The organism is Clostridium magnum DSM 2767 (assembly GCF_001623875.1).
In the GTDB taxonomy this organism is placed as follows: domain Bacteria; phylum Bacillota; class Clostridia; order Clostridiales; family Clostridiaceae; genus Clostridium_AM; species Clostridium_AM magnum.
In genome coordinates, this window is record NZ_LWAE01000002.1 from 976269 (window position 1) to 995490 (window position 19222).

Below are 19222 nucleotides of genomic sequence, written 5' to 3' on the forward strand. Positions count from 1 at the left end.
TACCAGTAGTTATTGTATAAAACAAGTAAAGGAATTGATGAAAATTGAACTTAGAGATAAATCAAAGTTATAAGGAATATACAGGGAGAAAAAAGATTGTAATTTCTTTGGTTATATTGTTAATTATAGTTTTTTCTATATTTTCAATATGTGCTGGCTCTTCAAATATAAAACCTTATCAAGTAATAATGGCTATTTTGGGGAAAGGAACTGAGCTATCAAATTTAGTAATATGGAATATACGTCTTCCGAGAGTTATGGCTGCGATTATAGCAGGGGCAGGTTTATCTGTTGCGGGTTGTGTAATGCAAAGCAATTTAAGAAATCCTCTGGCATCACCATCAACCTTGGGAATATCCAGTGCGGCGGCTTTTGGTGCAAATCTTGCTATTATAGTGTTTGGAGCAGGAAGTATAAAAAGCAGTAGTGCAGATGCAGTTCTTATAAATAATCCATATATAGTTACTATTTGTGCCTTTGGCTTTTCAATGGTAGCAACTTTTATTATTTTAATGATTGCAACGCTTAGATCCCTTTCATCAGAGGCTGTGCTTCTTGCCGGTGTAGCTATAGGATCCCTTTTTTCAGCAGGTAGTACACTTGTTCAATACTTTGCTCAAGACGTGCAGGTAGCTGCCGTTGTTTTCTGGGCCTTTGGAGATCTTGGACGTGCTTCCTGGAGAGAAGTAACTATAATGGCAATTCTGATTATAGCTTCAACTGTTTATTTCATAATAAGACAGTGGGATTACAATGCTATGGACAGTGGAGAAGAAGCAGCAAAAAGTCTTGGTGTAAATGTACAGCAAGTAAGGTTTGGGGGATTATTTGTTTCTTCTTTAATTACTGCGGCTGCAGTTTCATTTCTTGGTATTATTGGATTTATAGGATTGATAGGTCCTCAGATAATGAGAAGAATTATTGGTGGTGATCATCGTTTCTTAATTCCGTCCTCTGCACTTATGGGATCATTGCTGCTTCTTATTTCTGATACCTTTGCAAGAACTGTAATATCACCTGTAATACTTCCAGTAGGAGCTATTACATCATTCCTTGGTGCACCGATGTTTTTATATTTGCTGATGAGGGGGTATAAGAGAAAATGATTTTATCAGTAAAGGGATTAAGCTTTAAATATCCAAGCAGATCTATTCTAAGAGATATTAATTTTTCCATAGAAAAGGGAGAATGCGTTGCAATTTTAGGTACAAATGGAGCGGGAAAATCTACTCTTCTTAAATGTATAAATAAAATATTAAAAGTACAAGCTGGTACTGTGGTAGTTGGAAAGGATGAAGTTTTCAAGCTTAATCCTGTAAAGCTTGCTCAAAGGATAGGTTATGTTGCACAACAACAGATGAGTATAAGAACTACTGTTTTTGATTCGGTGCTTCTGGGAAGAAAACCTTATATTAAATGGAATATTACAGAAGAGGATATTGAAATAGCTAATAATGCTATTAAAATGCTTGAACTTGAAAAGTACTCTCTAAGATATTTAGACGAGTTAAGTGGAGGAGAATTACAGAAGGTTGTAATCGCAAGAGCTCTTGCACAGGAACCAGATGTACTTCTTTTAGATGAGCCTACAAGTAATTTAGACTTAAAAAATCAACTTGAAGTAATAAGAATTATAAGGGAGATAGTTAAGAAGCAGCAAATTGCTGCTGTAATGATAGTGCACGATTTGAACCTTGCTATAAGATTTGCTGATAAGTTTGTTCTTTTGAAGGATGAAAATATTTTTGCCGTTGGCGGACAAGAGGTTATGACTTCTGAAAATATTGAAAGTGTTTATTCTGTTCCTGTAGCAATTGAGAGATGTAGGGATAACCTAGTGGTTGTACCACTATAGATATAAATTATAGAAAGTAATAGTATATAGAATCTAATGCGTTGAAAGAAAATTTATTAAATTAGGGGGAAATAATTGTGCGTAGAAAGTTTTCAAGCTTATTGCTTGTAATAATGTTTACAATGACATTTTTATTTGGAGGTTGTTCCTCTAAAACTACTGAAACGACCGCTTCAAAATCTGAAAAGATAACTGTAAAAGACTTAGTGGGAAGGGAAGTTACCTTAAATTCAAAGGCAAGTAAAGTAGTAGCAATTGGACCTGGAGCATTGAGACTTTATTGCTATGTAAATGGCTCAAAATATTTAGCAGGTGTAGAGCAGACGGAAAAAGGTAGTCTTATAGGTAAACCATATATGATGACAAATCCAGATATTGCAAAGCTTACAGCTATTGGTCCTGGAGGTCCTAATAATGCACCTGACCCTGAAAAAATACTTTCTGTTAAGCCAGATGTAATTTTTACTACTTATTCTACAGATAAGGCTTCTGCTGATGAGTTACAATCAAAAACTAATATACCGGTTGTAGTATTAAGTTATGGAAAAGAATCTACCTTTGACCCTAATGTAGATAATTCTCTGGAAATGATAGGTGAAGTAACCGGCAGCGAAAGCAGGGTGCAGGAAGTAGTTAATTATATAAAAAGTTGTAAAAATGATCTAGATAAGAGAACTAAAGATATTGCTGAAAATGAAAAACCAAGTACATATGCTGGAGCACTCAGTGCGAAAGGCTCCCATGGTATTGAAAGTACTCAGGGGAATTATTCTCTGTTTAAGGCTGTACATGGAAAGAATGTAGTGGATGAGACAGGAAAGACAGGTTCTATTATGATAGATAAGGAAAAGTTACTTAAATGGAATCCAGATAAGATTTTTATAGATGAGGGAGGCTTACAGGTAGTACAGGAGGATTATAAAAAGAATCCAAATTATTATAATAATCTTTCTGCAGTTAAAAATGGAGAGTTATATTCACAAATGCCATATAATTTTTATACTACCAACATTGAGACTGCTATAGCAGATGCTTACTATCTTGGAAAGGTTCTTTATCCTGAAAAGTTTAAGGATATTGAGCCAGAGAAAAAGGCTGATGAGATTTATAAAGCTTTTCTTGGAAAGGATCTTTACTCAGAAATGGCAAAGAACTTTGGGGGATTTAAAAAGATAACACTGAGGTAATTTTAAAATGTATTCTATATGACAGAAAAAAAGCATGTCATATAGGGTGTTTAACTAATTTGGATGTGGAAAATGAAAATATATCAGAATATTAAGAAATATAAAAAGTGTTTGATGAGTAATGATTATTATATAACAGTAAATATAAAGGTGGTGGCGATTAAATGTAAAAACCTATGATAAATTATAATCACAACTGCACCTAGTCTACTTGGTAGGATGCAGTTTTAAATTATAATCATCATAGGTTTTTGTTATATTAAAATACTATATTCTAATACTTTATAGATTTCTTAGGACACTTATAAACACATCTGCTGCACTGGATACAGTCGTGGTGATTTATTGAATCATCCTTATATTCATAAGGAGTAATGCCCATTGGACAGCTCTTTTCGCATATCTTACAGGATACACAACTTGTATTAACCTTTAATAATGAATCACCATTTTTCTTATTGTTAAATCGTGAAATAAAAGCGGCTATACTTCCCATAGGACAGAAATTACACCAAGTTCTTTCGTTGTAAAATAAGGATAATGTTATTCCAATTATAGTAGTTACAACTATTAATCTATAAATTATAAAGCCCATTGCATAAAGGTTACCCCAGTTTTTCACCATACCAGTTGTAAACATAGTAAGCATTAGAATTACAATAAAAACTCTAAAATAAGATGATTTAAGGAATTTAGGTACTTTTTTCTTTTTGCTAAATTTAGATACTATATTATCATAAAAGCTCCCTCTTGGACATAGATTTCCACACCAGAATCTTCCCTTAAAGAATGAAACAACAATGGGAGCAAACATACACAGTGTTGCAATTAATCCAATCCTAAAATCAAAAAGCCCTATGATGATAAAAGTAATTAAAAGTATATAAGAATATTTCTTCCAATAATTCAAAATAGATTTCATAAAAAAACCTCCATAATATAATTAACATGTACCCCGTGGGGGTATGTCATTATTATATTATAGTACTTTTTATGTGTCAATTTGAAAGAGGACCTTTATTGCTATTTATAAGGGTTTTTCTTAATATAGATTCTTATATCTCACTATAAATCCTTATATCGCAATATTACGATATAAGGATTTTAAAAAATACCTTTGACTATTGAAACATGTAAGATATAATGGAATTATAATACTGTTATAAACAGTATAGTGTATATAACAGTATTGGTAAACTAAAAAGAAAGAAGGTATTTCTAATGGCTAAGCGATATGGTCGTCACACACCTGCTTTTTTACTGCTTCAATTAGCATATGCTCCCGCCTACGGTGGAATGCTTATGAAAAGATTAGAAAATGAGCTCCCTTATTGTTTTTCTGACAGTGCAATGATTTATCGTAGTTTAAAAGATATGGAAAGCGATGGATTGCTAGAAACAACTTGGGAAACAAAAGAAACCGGTAAGCCTGTCAAGTGGTATAACATTACGAAAAAAGGTTTAGAAATGCTGGATGAGTTTGCGGAAGATATCCGAAAGCGTCATGCTAATTTTGAATATTTTCTCTCAAAGTATCATTCGGCAAAACTTGATTCCAATAAGTAAAAAAGGAGATTTCATATGGAAAGTAAACCTAAAATACAATATTCTAAAATAGCTGTAATCTCTCTGGCACATTTACTGAATGACCTCTATAGTAATTATTTGCCTCAAATGCTACCATTTTTAGTCGTTTTATATCCCGGTTTCACTGCGACAAGAGGGGCGATTATTGTTTCAGCTTTTTCAATTACATCCTCACTTACTCAACCATTGTTTGGATATTTTATGGATAGGCAAGGAAAGCGTTGGTTGGCTTATATTGGTACTCTGTGGATGGCAACCATGTTAAGCTTAACAGGACTTGTACACAATTATTTACTACTTGTTGTACTTGCGGCTTTAGCTGGGCTTGGTACTGCAGTCTTCCATCCTCAAGCCTCCACAATGGTCAATGTTTTAAGCAGGGATCGTAAAGCAGTATTGCTTTCTGTTTTTGTTGCTTTCGGAAATTTTGGCTTTGCATTAAGTCCACTTTTATTAGTTCCTTTGTTCCAAGCTTACGGATTAAAAGCGACTGTTGTTACCATTATTCCAGGCATAATTGTATCATTTTTATTATTCCTTTTTTCACCAAGAGATCAAGTATTAAAGGGTGCCCCTCCAACACTCAGTGCTGTTTTTAAAAGCCTTAAAGAATCTGCAAAAGAACTTATTGCCATTGTTAGTGTAATTGCTATTCGTTCCTTAGCATATACTGGGTTGTTGACGATACTTCCTCTCTATTTTAAATATAAAAATTTGTCAAACATTCAAGCAAGTTATCTCGTTACTATTATGCTTGCAGCTGGTGCGTTTGGCGGTATCATCGGTGGGTTTATATCAGATTACTTTGGGCGAAAGCAACTTATTATTGGTTCACTTGTGTTTTCAACACCACTATTTTTTGCTTTTCTACTAACAAAGGGCATACTGAGTACAATATTTTTGGCACTAGCCGGGTCAGCACTCTTAGCAAGTTTTTCTGTAACTGTCGTAGCAGCACAAGAAGCCATACCAGAAAATAAAGCATTAGCCGCAGGATTAACAATGGGGTTTGCTAACGGATTAGGAGGACTAGCTGTCATTGTAATAGGCCATATTGGAGATGTTTTCGGACTGACTGCTGCAGTAAGGATATTATTCATATTGCCAATAATCGCTGGTTTAACCGGTATTTTCATGAAAAGTCGACCGGCTGCTCGATTGCAACGACAATCACAACAAATGTAATAATTATAAAGGAGAATGGATTAAGTAGTCCATTCTCCTTTATAATTATATAGTACGTTTTTTTTGCAACAATTCTTCTAACTCATTGATAGATTCGGTTATTTCACCTATTTCAATTTCGAATTTTTTTACTGTAACACCAGGAAGATGAATGCCTGTTTGGCTTAGTACAATTGATCTTTCCTGCTCTATATCTTCAAGGGAGTCCTTAAGTTTTACAAGTCTTTTTTCTAACTCTTCAATACTCATTTTCTCAAAATCAATCATTGATAACGCACGCTCCTCTTAGGTTTAGTATTACTAAACTATTAATTTTCAAAAGTTAAATTAATAACAGAGTTTGTTTAAAGTAAGTCGTATTCATTTGTTGCAATATTTTATACTTGAATTATACTATAAGCATGAAAAATCTACAATAATTCGAGTTTGGTAGTGAGTACTCCCTGATCTTCTTTAATATCTATCATTTATCAAAAGTGATGGATTTTGTAGGACAGGCATTAATGCAGGTTCCACAGGAGAAGCAATCTGGTTTAATTTTATCTTTACTTAATATACTTTTCATAGCATTAGTAGGACATGCTACTGTACATTCTTTGCAGTTTATACATGTGGTAGAGTCCACTTTAATTCTAAACTTGCTAAATTTTTCAACAATCCATCCTAAAAGACCAAAAGGACAGAACAGGTGGCACCAAGGTCTGTAAATGAAAAGACTGCTTATTAGAAGGATAGATATAAAAACAATACCTATTGCTGTTAACGCTGCTGGTTTAAATATAGTAAAAGGATTAATTACTTCAATAATGTCAAAGGACCATATGAAAGCAACTAAAGTAAACAGAATGAAAAATACAATTCGAATTGTGTTAGAAATATAAAATGGAATTTTATATTGTTTAAATATTCCTTCTCTGTCTTTTGAATCTCTATTTAGGCGAAAAATGAAATCCTGAAGAGTACCAAGCTGACATGCCCATCCGCAAATAAACTTGTTTGCAGCAACTACAATTCCTAAAAAAACAAGAAGAGCAATGATTCTAGGTGGAAATAAAATTCCCTTTATTGCAAAATTACTTACCATATCTTTAACTGTTGACATTGAATTTGGTTCAGGTCCCAGTATTACTCCAAATATTAAGGTGGAAGATAGAAGTATGTATTTACTTAAAGAAGGTGACATCTTGTTTTTTCTCAATAAAAGAAAAGCAACTGTCATAAATACTGCCCATAGGATAAACTTTGCTACAATTAATACTACATTTTTGGAAGCTTCCTCTGCCTTAAAGTTTAAAGCCTTTTGTATCTTTGAACTTGCGTCCGTTTCACTGATACCAAGTTCCTTCAAGGTTTTTTCGTTACTACTGCTGTCCTTTATTTTTAAAGCATTTTGAATTAGTTCCTCTTGCTGACTGTTTTTACTAGCGATAGTGGCTATTGTCATATCTTCACTTACTATGATTTGTTTTGGGACATACAGTTTTTCTGTATGTCCTCCAAAACGTTGTGAAATAAAGAAGGAAAGAGCAACAATTATTGTAATGGTACTAAAAAATAATAGAATGACACTTAATTTTGAATTCTTCATAGCACATAATTCCTTTCAAAAATCTTCTACTTCTTTAAACTTTCTCTAGCTGTTTCAACTTCAAAATCTGGTACAAAGTTTTTAACATCTTTTAATTTGGTATCCTTTGGTACTGTAGTAGGTATATTTAACTTTTTATATAATTCACTTATATCTATTTTTAAAGCTGTGGAAACCTCTTGGATGGTCATAGAACCTTTGATTTCCTCTGAATTAAGAGTTGTGGAGGAAGTAACTGGTGCTGGAGTTGTTTGAGGTACATTAGTTGTTTGAGGTACATTAGTAGTCTCTAAATTTTCTTTTGCGTCTTCAAATTCAAAGTCTGGTACAAAGTTTTTAACCTCTTTTAATTTAGTATCCTTTGGTACTGTGGTAGGTATATTTAACTTTTTATATAATTCATTTATATCCATTTTTAAAGCTGTAGCAGCATCTTGGATAGTCATATAACCTTTAATTTCTTCTGGAGTAAGAGTTGTAGAAGAAGTTATAGGTGCTGGAGTTGTCTGATATACATTGGTTATCTTAGTAATTGCAATGCCACCAAAGAATATTGAAACTACAATAATTATAACCGCTAAAGGTGTTATTCCTTTACCAAAGAATTTAAATTTAAGTGTATCCTTCATTGGACAAGATAGTATACAGCTTTGGCAATTTAGGCATTCAGCAGATTTAATTGTTTTGCTTTCAGAAACCTTAATGTTAGCAGGACAATTTTTGTTACATAATCCACAGTTTACACAGGTATTTTCATCTCTAGTAATTTTACCAGGACTTACTTTTGATAATATTCCATAAAAGGCACCCATAGGACAAAGATATTTACAGAAGAATCTATCATATAATATTGAACCAATAATAGTAACTATTAATAATATAGAGCCAATTGGGAATTCTTCTATAAGGGAAGTTATGCCTTCACCTGCATGTCCATAAGCAGCCCATGGATCATAAGGAGACATCCATAATCCTGCAGTTTTCCATCCATAGTATACAGTTACAAAGAGAATAACATACTTTAAATATCTTAGAGGGTTGTCTATTTTTTTAGGTAACTCAAATCTTTTCTTAAAAAGCTTTTTACCAAGCGTGCCAAAAATTTCTTGAATAGTTCCAAAGGGACAAATTAGACCGCAGAAACTTCTTCTAAATATAAGAGCAAGGATTAATGTTAGTCCGAGCAGAATGAAGGTACCAGAGAAAATCTTTTTAATAAAGGTACCGCTGAAGATTAGACTATACAAGGATTCTAGTGCACCGTAGGGACATAATGCATGGATTGAGGCGTAGTCTTTGCCGCCAATAGTAGCATGTAAGTAGGATTGTATAGTAACAAAAATAAGAACAGCAGCTAATATAACATAACGAAGGTTTTTAACTAATTTATTTTTCATAATTACTTATTCACTCCTTTTGATAAATTTTCACGAGTTTGAGCATCAGTATTTTCATCTTCAATAATTTCTTTAATATTGAATAATTCGGTAGTATCTATTTCACATTTTGCATATCTTTCAAGAAGAATTAAGGAATATGGAGATTGAAAGTCGCATTCTTCAATAATAACTTTACGTTTAACATATTCATCATAAGTAATAAGTCCTTCAGCATACTTTCCCTTTAGGATATCTAAAAGTTTAATAAAATATTTGGTAGGGGGAACTGGTTTGTGTTTTGATGCTAAATAAACAATTAAGGCAATTAGAATAACTGTTATAGTCATAATATAGGGACTATAAAGACCTAATCCTAAATGGTAACCGTATCTCATAATTTCACTCCTTTATATTTTTGTAATTTGAATCATACTGCATATTAACTTCTTCCTCGTTTACAAGTTCATTATAGCAACTCTATTATCCGAAGTTGTGAAATAATTGTGGACTTTTATATTTTTTAATTTTCCATAATTGGTAGATGAATTTTTATAGTTGTGCCTTTGCTTAATTCACTATCAATAGAAAAATCACCCTGCAAAAGTTCAATTAGCTTTTTAGCGATGGAAATCCCAAGACCAGTACCGTTGTTTGCTGAACTCCTTGAACTATCAGCTTTATAAAACCTTTCACCTAAATGTTCAATATTGCAGGAATCTATACCGACACCTTTATCACTGATAAGGAGGAGGATAGAGTCATTATCTAAAGTGGATTTAATTTTGATTTCACTGTTAAAAGCTGAAAATTTAATAGCATTATCTAAAAATATGAGAAATAGCTGCTTTAATTTATCGTAGTCACTAAGTAAGGGCGGTAAGTTACTGCCTAAATCAAGAATTAATTCTATATTTTTATTCATAATTAGAGGTTTTACAGTTCTAGACATATCTTTAATAAAGGAGTTTATATCAACTTTATCAAAATTGGCCTGAACTTTACCAGATTCTAATTTACTAAGCTCTAGTAAATCTCTAACCATTCTTTCCAATCTATTTGTTTCTTTGAGCAGCGTTGAGCAGCTTTCAGGAACATCCGAAGGCGAAATCATACCATCAACTATAGACTCTAGATTGCCTTTCATTATAGTAAGCGGTGTTCTAAATTCATGAGATACATTTGACACAAAATCTTTTCGCATCTGTTCTAGAGCTTCTTTTTCACTTATATCTTGTATGAGGATTACCATACCAATAGCCTTATCTGAATCTAGGCTAATTGGCGATAAGGAAAAGTTAAGTGTTTTATTAAGAAATTTCCTTGAAATAGCTTCCTTCCTATTATTAGTCATGGAGTCTTCTATAAAGCTTTCTAGATCTAAATCTCTTAGTGCTGTTTTAATATCAATATCTAATTTGCTTACGTTACAGTATAAAAGTCTTGCAGCGGAAGCATTAATATTTATTACCTCAAGATTAGTATCTAAGGCAATGATACCATCACTCATGCTGGTTATAATGTTACTAAGCTTTGTTTTTTCTTCAGTCACCTTACTAATTGTATGCTTTAGCTTTAGTGACATTAAATCAAAGGTAGAGGCTAGCTCACCAACTTCATCATCTGAATAAACTTCTGTTTTAATTCCATAGTTGCCTCTTGCCATTTCAAGTGCAGTGGAGTTTATCTTTTTAATTGGTTTTGATATACTTTTAGAAAAATAGTAACCCATAAAACCAGCAATAAATACTTCACCGATAAGAGCTAAAATTAAATATAAAAAGAAGCTATCCATAGAACTTGAAAGATCAGCAATAGAGGAATGTAAAAGTACAACTCCAATTACATTGCCAGTGCTGTCCTTAATAGGTACCGATATTGTCATCATTTCTTCTTGATAATATGGATTTAACAATTCATCGGAGCTTTCAATGCCTTTTAGTCCACTTATTATAAGTGAATTGTAGGCAGCTTTTACAGCTGAAGTATCGATAGAAGTAAAGATATTATTTTCATTTTTAGATATAACTAAGAAATTTTTTTCAGTGTTAACTATCCATGTCTTTGTATTTGGAAAGGATCCTACAATGTTTGCAATGTTTTTGGTATCATCTGAAGCAACATTTTTTTGAAGTAGGGGAGATACAATCTCGGAAATCTCATGAGCATGTTTTTTCATATTATTTCTCTTAACTTCATATATGTTATTTTTAAATATGCTCAAAGCAATAATCCCAATTAAAAGTGTAGAGATCACAACTATAGTTAAAAAACCAAAAGTGAGTTTTAAAGTAATACTTTTCTTAAACATCTTTCACCTCAAATTTATAGCCCAATCCCCAAATGGTTTTAATATCCCAATAGTATTGACCATCTAATTTAAGTTTTGACCTTATTCTTTTAATGTGGGTATCAACGGTTCTGGGATCTCCAAAATAGTCTACTCCCCAAATGCTGTCTAATAGAGAATCCCTTGAAAAAACTGTATTTGGAGAGCTTGCAAGGAGCCATAGTACTTCTATTTCTTTTTTAGTTAAATTAATAAATTGGTTTTCCAGCTTAACGGAGTAATTATTTATATCTATTTCAATAGGAGGATATTTAATTATAGTAGGTAAAGCTTTTTCTGAAGGCTGTATTCTGCGAAGAACTGCTTTTATTCTTGCAACCACTTCGCCAGGGCTAAAAGGCTTTACAATATAGTCATCAGCCCCGTTATCCAGAGATAATATTTTATCAGCATCCTCACTCTTAGCGGTAATCATTATTATTGGAGTATTGGATTGATTTCTAATTAATTTACATACTTCCATCCCATTTAGTATTGGCATCATAATATCTAATAAAACAAGTTGAGGTTTATAGAATTCAAATTTATCAATTGCATCTTTTCCATTTAATGCTGTAATGATGCTAAAACCTTCTTTTTCAATATAGGGTTTAAGAATTTTTATAATTTCAATATTGTCATCTGCTATCAAAATATTTTTATTCACAGTATCACCTTCCTTTTGACAAGATCATTATAGCATTCTTAACCTTTGTAAATGTGAAATAATTGTGGACTCCATATAGTTTTTAAATAAAGCAAATCAAAATAAATTGTGATAAAAGTGTGATTGAATTATAAACATCATTTTTACAAACATGACACAATTAGGACACTTTTTTATTCTAAATTTATTTTATTATTGTATTGTACCCAACAGGTACAAATTAAATATATCGGAGGAATTAAAATGAAAAACAAAAATTTAATCATAGCTTTAACAATGACTATCGCAGTAGGTATAGGAGCAACAGCATATGCAAGTACAGGATCAACTAATGGAACTAACAACACTATTAGCACTCACCAAAGGGTTGGACTTGCAAGGGTTACAGGTACAAGAGGATATGATTACGTACAGTCAATTTTGAAAAATAATCTTGGAATGACAGATAAAGAAATAACAGATGGACTTAACTCAGGAAAGACCATGTATGATTTAGCAAAGGAAAAAGGCATGACAGAAGAACAATTTAAAGCAGCATTGCTTGAGGAAAGAAATAAAGCTGTAGATAAGGCTGTTGCAGATGGAAAAGTAACTAAAGAAGAAGGAGTCGCAATGAAAGAAACATTGAAGAATAATCTAGAAAGTTGCACTGGAATTCCAGGTGAAAGAATGGGTAATGGAGGAAGAGGAAAAGGCCAAATGGGTCATGGAGCTAGGGGAACAGGAAACTGCTATACAAATAATAATGTAGAGTAATAAGAATAAAGGAGAATGGAATTTAGTAGTCCATTCTTCTTTGCTTGGCGTAATAATTTGGTAATTAAAAAGCTTGACATTTACAATTGAATTGATATAATTATATCAAAGATATACCCATGGGGGGTAGGGGTAAAATATTCCTACTGTAGTTATCTTAAAATTTTTATATTAGTTAGGTAGTAAAATATTATCATTTTAATTTAAAAACAATAATGAAATAAATATACAATTAAATATAAAAATAGGAGGGAATTATGAGTAAAGTAATAAATAGTAATGAATTTCAAGAGAATGTCTTAAATAGTGGTGAACCAGTGTTAGTAGATTTCTTTGCACAGTGGTGTGGCCCATGTAAAATGGTTGCTCCAGTTTTGGAGGAATTAAGCATTGAAATGGAGGGAAAAACTAAAGTATTTAAGGTTGATATAGATACAAGCAGCGATTTATCTCAAAAATATGGCGTTATGGCTGTACCAACATTAATGATTTTTAAAAATGGTGAAGCCGTTGACAAAATGGTAGGTTTTCAACCTAAAGAAGTATTAAAGTCAAAATTAGATCAATATTCAAGGTAGGTGAAATTTAAATGATCAATATCACTAAGAAGGCAACTGAAAAATTAAATGAAGCTGTACAAAAAGCTAATAGTCCTGAAAAAATAATGTTAAGGGTAACCTTTGCAGGTTATGGCTGAGGAGGCCCTAAATTAGGAGTAACTCTGGATGAGTTAAAGAATGATGACGATGTAGTTGTACAAGTAGGAGATATAAAAGTTGTTTATGATTCCATGCTTGAACCATATGTAAATGGTATAGTTATTGATTATTCAAATAACTTCTTTAATCGAGGATTTTCTGTAAGTGGAGGAAGTTCTTCATCTTGTTAATAGATGAAAAAGTAAAGTGCAACATCAATAAACAGTGAAGAATGTAGATTGATTATCTATTTGTTTTGGTAATAATGCTAAGCATAGAGGTTTTAATATTTTAATGGTAAATACAAAAAACTATTGACTTGAATATCTATATATCGTAATATATAGATATAGTGATTAAGAGTTATATTGTAACTAATTCTAAAGATTATAAATAAAAAGGATGATGATTTATATGTTTTCATTTTTCACTAGAAGTAAAGTAAATTCAATAAATGTTAATGAGTTAAAGGATTTATTAGGGAGAATAAATTTAATAGATATAAGGGAAACTTATGAATATAAGAATGGTCATTTACCAAAAGCTAAGAATATTCCTATGAGTAAAATACTATCAGAACCAGATAAGTATTTAAATAAGGATAAGGAATATTATATAATTTGCCAGTCTGGTGGAAGAAGCACAAGTACCTCTAGAAAGTTAAAAGCCATGGGTTTTAATATAGTAAATGTATCTGGAGGAACTGGCAGTTATACAGGAGCACTAGCAAGATAATAATTATAAAGATATTTAATAAATTTAAAATGTAATTTGAGGAGTTGTTAATATGACAAAAGCATCAGAATATCATAAACAAGGATATACATGTGGTGAGGCTATAATAAAAAGCTACAATGAAGAGCATAATACTAATATACCAGTAGGTCTCGGAAGCAGTATGGGGACTGGGTATACGGTAGGAAGTTTATGCGGAGCGGTAGGAGCAGCAGCAGTAATAGTAGGCTCATTAAAGGGAAGAGAAAGCAATGATGAAACAAATGAGGCTAGAAAGTATACAAAAGAGTTAATGATGAACATAAAAGAAAAATATGGAACAGAACTTTGCAGGGATTTAAAGAAAAATGGTGTTAGTTGTGCTGAAATTATAGATTACACATATGAAACTTTAAATAAGATACTTTAAAGGATAGTTTTCTTTTAGTTATTATATCGCTATATATAGATATTACGATTATACAAAGCTTCTAAAGAGGAGGAAAAAACTATGGATAAGGATATTAGTAAATATATTCAAACGGCAGAAACACTTAAAGTACTAGCACATCCAGTAAGAATCTGTATAGTAAAGGGTTTGTTAGATAATGGAGAATGTAATGTTAGTCATATGCAAAACTGTTTAAATGCTCCTCAGTCAACTATTTCTCAGAATCTACAAAAACTTAGAACTGCGGGAATAATTGAAGGTAGAAGAAGTGGTCTTGAGATATATTATAGAGTTTGTAATGAAAAAGCAGCTGAACTAATCAATATGCTTTTAAGCGGAGAAGAATAGATTATTATAATATTTAGATTTGGAGGGAATGTATATGAAAAAAGTATTAATTGTTGGTGGAGTAGCCGGAGGGGCATCTGCTGCAGCAAGACTTAGAAGACTTGATGAAAATGCAGAGATAGTGTTGTTTGAAAAAGGTGAATATATATCCTTTGCTAACTGTGGATTACCTTACTATATAGGAGAAACTATAAAGGAAAGAGAAAAACTATTAGTACAAACTCCTGAGGCTATGAATGCAAGCTTTAATATTGATGTTAGAGTGAATAGTGAAGTTGTAGCAGTAGATACTAAAAATAAAAAAGTAAAGGTTAATAGCAAAGATAAGGGTGAGTATGAAGAGAGCTATGACTATTTAATTTTATCACCAGGGGCATCTCCTGTTAAGCCTCCTATACCAGGAATACAAAGTGACAAGATATTTACACTAAGAAATGTACCTGATACTGATAGAATAAAAGCTTATGTAGATAAGGAAAATATAAAAAATGCTGTTGTTATTGGTGGAGGATTCATCGGAGTTGAAATGGCAGAAAACCTTAAAGAGAGAGGTTTAAATGTTGCTCTAGTTGAAGGAGCGCCGCATATATTAGCACCTTTTGATTCAGAGATGGTAACTTTTGCAGAGAAGGAATTAGAAGACAACGGTGTTGGAATTGTACTAAATGATGGAGTTAAGGAATTTAAGGAAGAAGGAACTGGCTTAAATGTAGTTCTAAACAGTGGCAAAGCTTTATATGCAGATATAGTTATACTTGCTATAGGAGTAAAACCAGATACAGCATTCTTAAAAGAGACAGGAATAGAATTTGGTCCTAGAGGTCATATAATAGTAAATAATAAAATGGAGACTGGTGTAGAAGGTGTATATGCTGTAGGAGATGCTATTGAAGTAGTGGATTTTGTAAATGGAAGTAAAACTGCCATTGCACTTGCCGGACCAGCAAATAAACAGGGAAGAATTGCAGCAGATAATGTATCAGGTCTAAATTCAGTTTATAAAGGAACTATGGGAACATCTATAATAAAAGTATTTGGATTAACAGGTTCAAGTACAGGAAATAACGAGAGAACATTAAAAGCAAAGAATATACCTTATAAGGCTATATACCTTCACCCTAATTCAAGTGCTGGGTACTATCCAGGTGCAGCACCAATGACAATAAAGCTTCTTTTCAATAATGAAGGAAAAATATTAGGAGCACAAGCCTTTGGATATGTTGGAGTAGATAAGAGAATAGATGATATAGCAGTAACTATGAGGCTTGGAGGCACAATTTATGATTTGTCAGAGCTAGAGCTTGCATATGCACCACCTTATTCTTCAGCTAAAGATCCTGTAAATATGGCTGGATTCATCGCCGAAAATATTCTAACAGGTAAAGAGGAAGTAATACTTCCAGAAGATATAGATAATAGAGATAAAAACAATACTCAGGTTGTAGATGTAAGAACTGAATTAGAAGCTAGTAATGGTGTTATAGAAGGCTCTATAAATATACCTTCAACTAATATAAGAGCTAGAATGAATGAGTTAGACAAAACTAAAGAAATATTAGTTTACTGTCAGGTAGGACTTAGAGGATATATAGCTGCAAGAATTTTAAGAGCAAATGGATTTAAAGTGAAGAACTTAACTGGTGGATATAAGACTTACACTATGAGTAAGTTTAAACCAAAGGATGTTGTAATGAATAAGAATGATGAGGGCGGTTCTATGGATTTAAAAGGCAAATCTTCTAATGTAAGTTTGGAAAGTAATTTAAATGAATATAAAGAAGCTGCTGAAGCATACAAAAAAGGAGAATTTGACAAACACCTCGATGCTTGTGGACTATGCTGCCCTGGACCTTTAATGCGTGTTAATTCCACTGTACAAGAAATGAAGGAAGGGGAAGTGTTAAAGGCTACAGCGTCAGATCAAGGTTTCTATGAGGATATAAGATCTTGGTGTGAAAGAACTAATAATGAGTTATTAAGTAGAGAAAAGGATAAAGGTACTATAGTAGCTTATATAAGAAAAGGTAATAAAAAACAAGTGGTTCAAAATAGTGATTCAGTTAACGCTGGAACTATTGCACAGAAAGACAATAAGACCTTAGTTGTATTCAGCGGAGATTTGGATAAAGCTTTAGCATCCTTTATAATAGCCAATGGAGCAGCTGCTATGGGCAAAAAGGTTACAATGTTCTTCACCTTCTGGGGACTTAATATTCTAAGAAAGCATGAAAAAGTTAGTGTTACAAAGGGCTTTATGGATAACATGTTTGGATTTATGATGCCTAGGGGAGCTAAAAGATTAAAGCTTTCTAAAATGAATATGCTTGGAATGGGAACAAAAATGATGCAAATGGTAATGAAGAACAAAAACGTTTCTTCACTAGATGAACTAATTCAAGCAGCTATTGACAGTGGAATAGAAATAGTTGCATGTCAGATGAGTATGGACGTAATGGGACTTAAACAGGAAGAGTTGATAGATGGAGTTAAAGTAGGCGGAGTAGGATATTACCTAGGAGAAGCAGAAGATTCTAATGTTAACTTATTTATATAAAGTAAAATATATTTGGTAGTTTGTTCTAGGATGATGATAAAAATATTTTATCATCAGTGAGAAATTATTAATTCTATTATACTGATTTAGAAACATAATCCAAGAAGATATCGCTAAAAAGTGATAACCTCTTGGATTATATTTTATCATGTTTAAGTAGATATTAAAGAATTAGCGATTAAAACAGATTGAGGGATAAACTGGTTAGAAAGTTTTAGCTGTTGTTTCACTCCCTTATAATGGGGTTAGAAGTTATGTCTTCAACGTAATAATGTTTTACTTTATTTTGACCTAATAATATTTTTAAATTATCCTCTTCTATATTTTCAGCCATGCGGTAGGCAAAGGTAGCCCTAACGTTCCGAGGAGTAAAAGGCTCCTTAAAATCCGCTTCGATAACAGTTAACTTAAATTTTCTCTGATATTCTCTAATAGGGTAGGGATTCCCGGTGCTTGACAGAAATAACGAATTGCAAGAATCTGAATTAGCCAATTTACTTCTAATCATTATATACTCTTTTAAGTCAGAATAGAGCACATCAGGAATGCGGTAAGTAATATAACCGATATCCCTTTTGATATACAACTCTTTTTCCTTCATATTAACCGAAGTAATTGAAAGGTCAAAAATCTCATTCAGCCTAAGTCCTAAGTAGGCAAGCAGTTTTGTTATACATACCTCTCGCAAACCAAAGTTTTGCTGTAGTAGCCCAAGAATAATTCTAAGATTGCTATTAGGCACATGGAGAGGATGTTTTGCTTCATCCACAGGAAAGTAAGGAACATCCAGTGCAACATTCTCTTTTATAAGATGTTTTACATTCTTTAAAAAAGCTAAAAAATAACGGATAGCTCTTATTTTTATATTAATGGTTTTATTATTATTGCCAAAGGATTCTTTACAGAAGTTCTTATAATACTCAATGTGAGCAGGCTTAATATCAGCTAAGCATTTTAACTTAGGATATGCTGCTAATAAAAACCTATCAAATTTATGTAATTCAAGTAATGTTTCTGTATTTGTTTTCTTACTGCGGACCAATGGGCAATCTTTATCAAATAAATACCTTTTAAAATCACCAATAAATTTTTCTAAAATAAAACCTTCATTGGTGAGTTTATCAAATTCCATCCTTATATCTACAAAAGACATTGCTGTTACCACCTAATATGAGAAAGGGGATCATCAGTTGTAGATTTCTTTTTTATATCTTCAACTTTATATCCTTCTTTATTAAGCTCTTCTTTTAAAATATTTAGATGGCAAAGTTCACCCAAGTTACAATTGTCAAACAATACAATTTTCTTTCCTTCTCTAGCAAGCTCCATAATTCTATTCATAGCCTTCTGGTAGTCTGATCTATTATATATTTCTTCTAAATACATTTCTCTAAATTTATCGAATTTCTCTTCAAAAATCCCTTTATCCAGCCAAGCTTTTTTTTGTATCAGCAAGTCAAGAGAAGGTGCAAGTTGCTCTACAAGTAAAGTTCCATCTGGAATGGTATTGCTGTGAGTAGTAGCGAAAATATAAAGCTGCGCATCTACTTCAAAATAATTTTCAAAAGTTCCAAAATAAAATTTGCCTCTCTTCACGTTAAAATCTATGATGTTGCTCATGATTTGCCTCCTAACTTACATTTGTCGAAATCCTAGTGCGTATTATCACTTTATATAGCATTATACCATATTTGTGCAAGAAAGATATACGAAGTTGTAGAAAAAGGTTATTATTATTCCAATAATTAAAGTTTACTTGACACAATAATTTTGTTTAATATATAATTATAATAAGAGGAAAAAATTAAATATATGAAATTCTTATCCAATAAATTTTATTAAAAAAAATGTCTTAAAACCTTGATTTTAAAGGCTTTTAAAAATGGAAGCTTTGAGATAAGAATTAAATATATGAAATTTTTAGGAC

The 19222-nt window shown here is 32.1% G+C and carries 21 protein-coding genes; 12 read left to right on the forward strand and 9 right to left on the reverse strand.

Annotated features, from left to right (window positions below):
• Window positions 1-44: 44 nt before the first annotated feature.
• The 3 genes from CLMAG_RS11950 (at window position 45) to CLMAG_RS11960 (ending at window position 3042) form a co-directional block, all read left to right on the forward strand.
• A complete protein-coding gene (locus CLMAG_RS11950; protein ID WP_066622320.1) occupies window positions 45-1106 on the forward strand; it encodes a FecCD family ABC transporter permease in 1062 nt (353 codons plus the stop codon).
• Window positions 1103-1855, forward strand: coding sequence for an ABC transporter ATP-binding protein (locus tag CLMAG_RS11955; RefSeq protein ID WP_066622323.1), 753 nt, complete (start codon window positions 1103-1105; stop codon window positions 1853-1855). The genes CLMAG_RS11950 and CLMAG_RS11955 overlap by 4 nt, the downstream gene beginning before the upstream one ends.
• A gap of 77 nt (window positions 1856-1932) precedes the next feature.
• Window positions 1933-3042, forward strand: a complete 1110-nt coding sequence (locus CLMAG_RS11960) for an iron ABC transporter substrate-binding protein (RefSeq protein WP_066622329.1) — start codon at window positions 1933-1935, stop codon at window positions 3040-3042.
• 274 nt (window positions 3043-3316) lie between these two features.
• Here the strand turns inward: CLMAG_RS11960 and CLMAG_RS11965 are convergent, their stop codons facing one another.
• Window positions 3317-3964: a 4Fe-4S binding protein gene (locus CLMAG_RS11965; RefSeq protein ID WP_066622331.1), complete on the reverse strand. Its 648-nt coding sequence runs from the start codon at window positions 3962-3964 to the stop codon at window positions 3317-3319.
• A 299-nt stretch (window positions 3965-4263) separates the two neighbouring features.
• On the opposite strand from CLMAG_RS11965, the gene CLMAG_RS11970 reads away from it, so the two are divergent.
• A complete protein-coding gene (locus CLMAG_RS11970) occupies window positions 4264-4608 on the forward strand; it encodes a PadR family transcriptional regulator (protein ID WP_066622333.1) in 345 nt (114 codons plus the stop codon).
• A 15-nt stretch (window positions 4609-4623) separates the two neighbouring features.
• Window positions 4624-5814: an MFS transporter gene (locus CLMAG_RS11975; protein ID WP_066622339.1), complete on the forward strand. Its 1191-nt coding sequence runs from the start codon at window positions 4624-4626 to the stop codon at window positions 5812-5814.
• Window positions 5815-5859: 45 nt separating this feature from the next.
• On the opposite strand, the gene CLMAG_RS11980 is transcribed toward CLMAG_RS11975, so the two are convergent.
• From CLMAG_RS11980 to CLMAG_RS12005, 6 genes are all read right to left on the reverse strand, one after another.
• Window positions 5860-6081 (reverse strand): hypothetical protein, encoded by a 222-nt coding sequence (locus CLMAG_RS11980; RefSeq protein ID WP_066622341.1) that lies wholly within the window; start codon window positions 6079-6081, stop codon window positions 5860-5862.
• A gap of 196 nt (window positions 6082-6277) precedes the next feature.
• Entirely contained in the window at window positions 6278-7402 is a 1125-nt protein-coding gene (locus CLMAG_RS11985; RefSeq protein ID WP_066622343.1) for a 4Fe-4S binding protein, read from the reverse strand.
• Between the two features lie 26 nt (window positions 7403-7428).
• The gene (locus CLMAG_RS11990; RefSeq protein WP_066622344.1) at window positions 7429-8799 is read right to left on the reverse strand and encodes a 4Fe-4S binding protein; all 1371 of its coding nucleotides are present in this window, start codon (window positions 8797-8799) and stop codon (window positions 7429-7431) included.
• A gap of 2 nt (window positions 8800-8801) precedes the next feature.
• Window positions 8802-9176, reverse strand: coding sequence for an SHOCT domain-containing protein (locus tag CLMAG_RS11995; RefSeq protein ID WP_066622345.1), 375 nt, complete (start codon window positions 9174-9176; stop codon window positions 8802-8804).
• Window positions 9177-9301: 125 nt separating this feature from the next.
• A complete protein-coding gene (locus CLMAG_RS12000) occupies window positions 9302-11089 on the reverse strand; it encodes an ATP-binding protein (RefSeq protein ID WP_066622347.1) in 1788 nt (595 codons plus the stop codon).
• Window positions 11082-11774 (reverse strand): response regulator transcription factor, encoded by a 693-nt coding sequence (locus tag CLMAG_RS12005; RefSeq protein WP_066622350.1) that lies wholly within the window; start codon window positions 11772-11774, stop codon window positions 11082-11084. Before CLMAG_RS12005 ends, CLMAG_RS12000 begins: the two co-directional genes overlap by 8 nt.
• Before the next feature lie 243 nt (window positions 11775-12017).
• Here CLMAG_RS12005 and CLMAG_RS12010 point away from each other — a divergent pair, with 243 nt between their 5' ends.
• The 7 genes from CLMAG_RS12010 to CLMAG_RS12035 all read left to right on the forward strand — a co-directional run bounded on the left by CLMAG_RS12010 (window position 12018) and on the right by CLMAG_RS12035 (window position 17295).
• Complete coding sequence (locus tag CLMAG_RS12010) at window positions 12018-12530, forward strand: hypothetical protein (protein ID WP_066622352.1); 513 nt, start codon at window positions 12018-12020, stop codon at window positions 12528-12530.
• A 257-nt stretch (window positions 12531-12787) separates the two neighbouring features.
• Window positions 12788-13108: a thioredoxin gene (gene trxA, locus CLMAG_RS12015; protein WP_066622354.1), complete on the forward strand. Its 321-nt coding sequence runs from the start codon at window positions 12788-12790 to the stop codon at window positions 13106-13108.
• Between the two features lie 11 nt (window positions 13109-13119).
• Window positions 13120-13419, forward strand: coding sequence for an iron-sulfur cluster assembly accessory protein (locus CLMAG_RS34720; RefSeq protein WP_341420319.1), 300 nt, complete (start codon window positions 13120-13122; stop codon window positions 13417-13419).
• 223 nt (window positions 13420-13642) lie between these two features.
• Window positions 13643-13963 (forward strand): rhodanese-like domain-containing protein, encoded by a 321-nt coding sequence (locus CLMAG_RS12020; RefSeq protein ID WP_066622356.1) that lies wholly within the window; start codon window positions 13643-13645, stop codon window positions 13961-13963.
• A 52-nt stretch (window positions 13964-14015) separates the two neighbouring features.
• On the forward strand, window positions 14016-14372 hold the full coding sequence (locus tag CLMAG_RS12025; RefSeq protein ID WP_066622358.1) for a C-GCAxxG-C-C family (seleno)protein: 357 nt from the start codon (window positions 14016-14018) through the stop codon (window positions 14370-14372).
• Between the two features lie 81 nt (window positions 14373-14453).
• A complete protein-coding gene (locus tag CLMAG_RS12030; protein WP_066622360.1) occupies window positions 14454-14741 on the forward strand; it encodes an ArsR/SmtB family transcription factor in 288 nt (95 codons plus the stop codon).
• A gap of 34 nt (window positions 14742-14775) precedes the next feature.
• Complete coding sequence (locus CLMAG_RS12035; protein ID WP_066622366.1) at window positions 14776-17295, forward strand: FAD-dependent oxidoreductase; 2520 nt, start codon at window positions 14776-14778, stop codon at window positions 17293-17295.
• A 226-nt stretch (window positions 17296-17521) separates the two neighbouring features.
• On the opposite strand, the gene CLMAG_RS12040 is transcribed toward CLMAG_RS12035, so the two are convergent.
• The gene (locus CLMAG_RS12040; RefSeq protein WP_066622367.1) at window positions 17522-18448 is read right to left on the reverse strand and encodes a tyrosine-type recombinase/integrase; all 927 of its coding nucleotides are present in this window, start codon (window positions 18446-18448) and stop codon (window positions 17522-17524) included.
• Between the two features lie 5 nt (window positions 18449-18453).
• Complete coding sequence (locus CLMAG_RS12045) at window positions 18454-18915, reverse strand: DUF488 family protein, N3 subclade (RefSeq protein WP_066622368.1); 462 nt, start codon at window positions 18913-18915, stop codon at window positions 18454-18456.
• Between the last annotated feature and the right edge of the window lie 307 nt (window positions 18916-19222).

Excerpts from the sequence above, each read along its gene's own strand:
- CLMAG_RS12040 (WP_066622367.1), bottom strand. The coding sequence starts at position 18,448 with ATGTCTTTTGTAGATATAAGGATGGAATTTGATAAACTCACCAATGAA.
- trxA (WP_066622354.1), top strand. The coding sequence starts at position 12,788 with ATGAGTAAAGTAATAAATAGTAATGAATTTCAAGAGAATGTCTTAAAT.
- CLMAG_RS12035 (WP_066622366.1), top strand. The coding sequence starts at position 14,776 with ATGAAAAAAGTATTAATTGTTGGTGGAGTAGCCGGAGGGGCATCTGCT.
- CLMAG_RS11955 (WP_066622323.1), top strand. The coding sequence starts at position 1,103 with ATGATTTTATCAGTAAAGGGATTAAGCTTTAAATATCCAAGCAGATCT.
- CLMAG_RS11975 (WP_066622339.1), top strand. The coding sequence starts at position 4,624 with ATGGAAAGTAAACCTAAAATACAATATTCTAAAATAGCTGTAATCTCT.
- CLMAG_RS12010 (WP_066622352.1), top strand. The coding sequence starts at position 12,018 with ATGAAAAACAAAAATTTAATCATAGCTTTAACAATGACTATCGCAGTA.
- CLMAG_RS11995 (WP_066622345.1), bottom strand. The coding sequence starts at position 9,176 with ATGAGATACGGTTACCATTTAGGATTAGGTCTTTATAGTCCCTATATT.
- CLMAG_RS12045 (WP_066622368.1), bottom strand. The coding sequence starts at position 18,915 with ATGAGCAACATCATAGATTTTAACGTGAAGAGAGGCAAATTTTATTTT.
- CLMAG_RS12020 (WP_066622356.1), top strand. The coding sequence starts at position 13,643 with ATGTTTTCATTTTTCACTAGAAGTAAAGTAAATTCAATAAATGTTAAT.
- CLMAG_RS11965 (WP_066622331.1), bottom strand. The coding sequence starts at position 3,964 with ATGAAATCTATTTTGAATTATTGGAAGAAATATTCTTATATACTTTTA.
- CLMAG_RS12025 (WP_066622358.1), top strand. The coding sequence starts at position 14,016 with ATGACAAAAGCATCAGAATATCATAAACAAGGATATACATGTGGTGAG.
- CLMAG_RS11985 (WP_066622343.1), bottom strand. The coding sequence starts at position 7,402 with ATGAAGAATTCAAAATTAAGTGTCATTCTATTATTTTTTAGTACCATT.
- CLMAG_RS12030 (WP_066622360.1), top strand. The coding sequence starts at position 14,454 with ATGGATAAGGATATTAGTAAATATATTCAAACGGCAGAAACACTTAAA.
- CLMAG_RS11980 (WP_066622341.1), bottom strand. The coding sequence starts at position 6,081 with ATGATTGATTTTGAGAAAATGAGTATTGAAGAGTTAGAAAAAAGACTT.
- CLMAG_RS11970 (WP_066622333.1), top strand. The coding sequence starts at position 4,264 with ATGGCTAAGCGATATGGTCGTCACACACCTGCTTTTTTACTGCTTCAA.
- CLMAG_RS12000 (WP_066622347.1), bottom strand. The coding sequence starts at position 11,089 with ATGTTTAAGAAAAGTATTACTTTAAAACTCACTTTTGGTTTTTTAACT.
- CLMAG_RS11990 (WP_066622344.1), bottom strand. The coding sequence starts at position 8,799 with ATGAAAAATAAATTAGTTAAAAACCTTCGTTATGTTATATTAGCTGCT.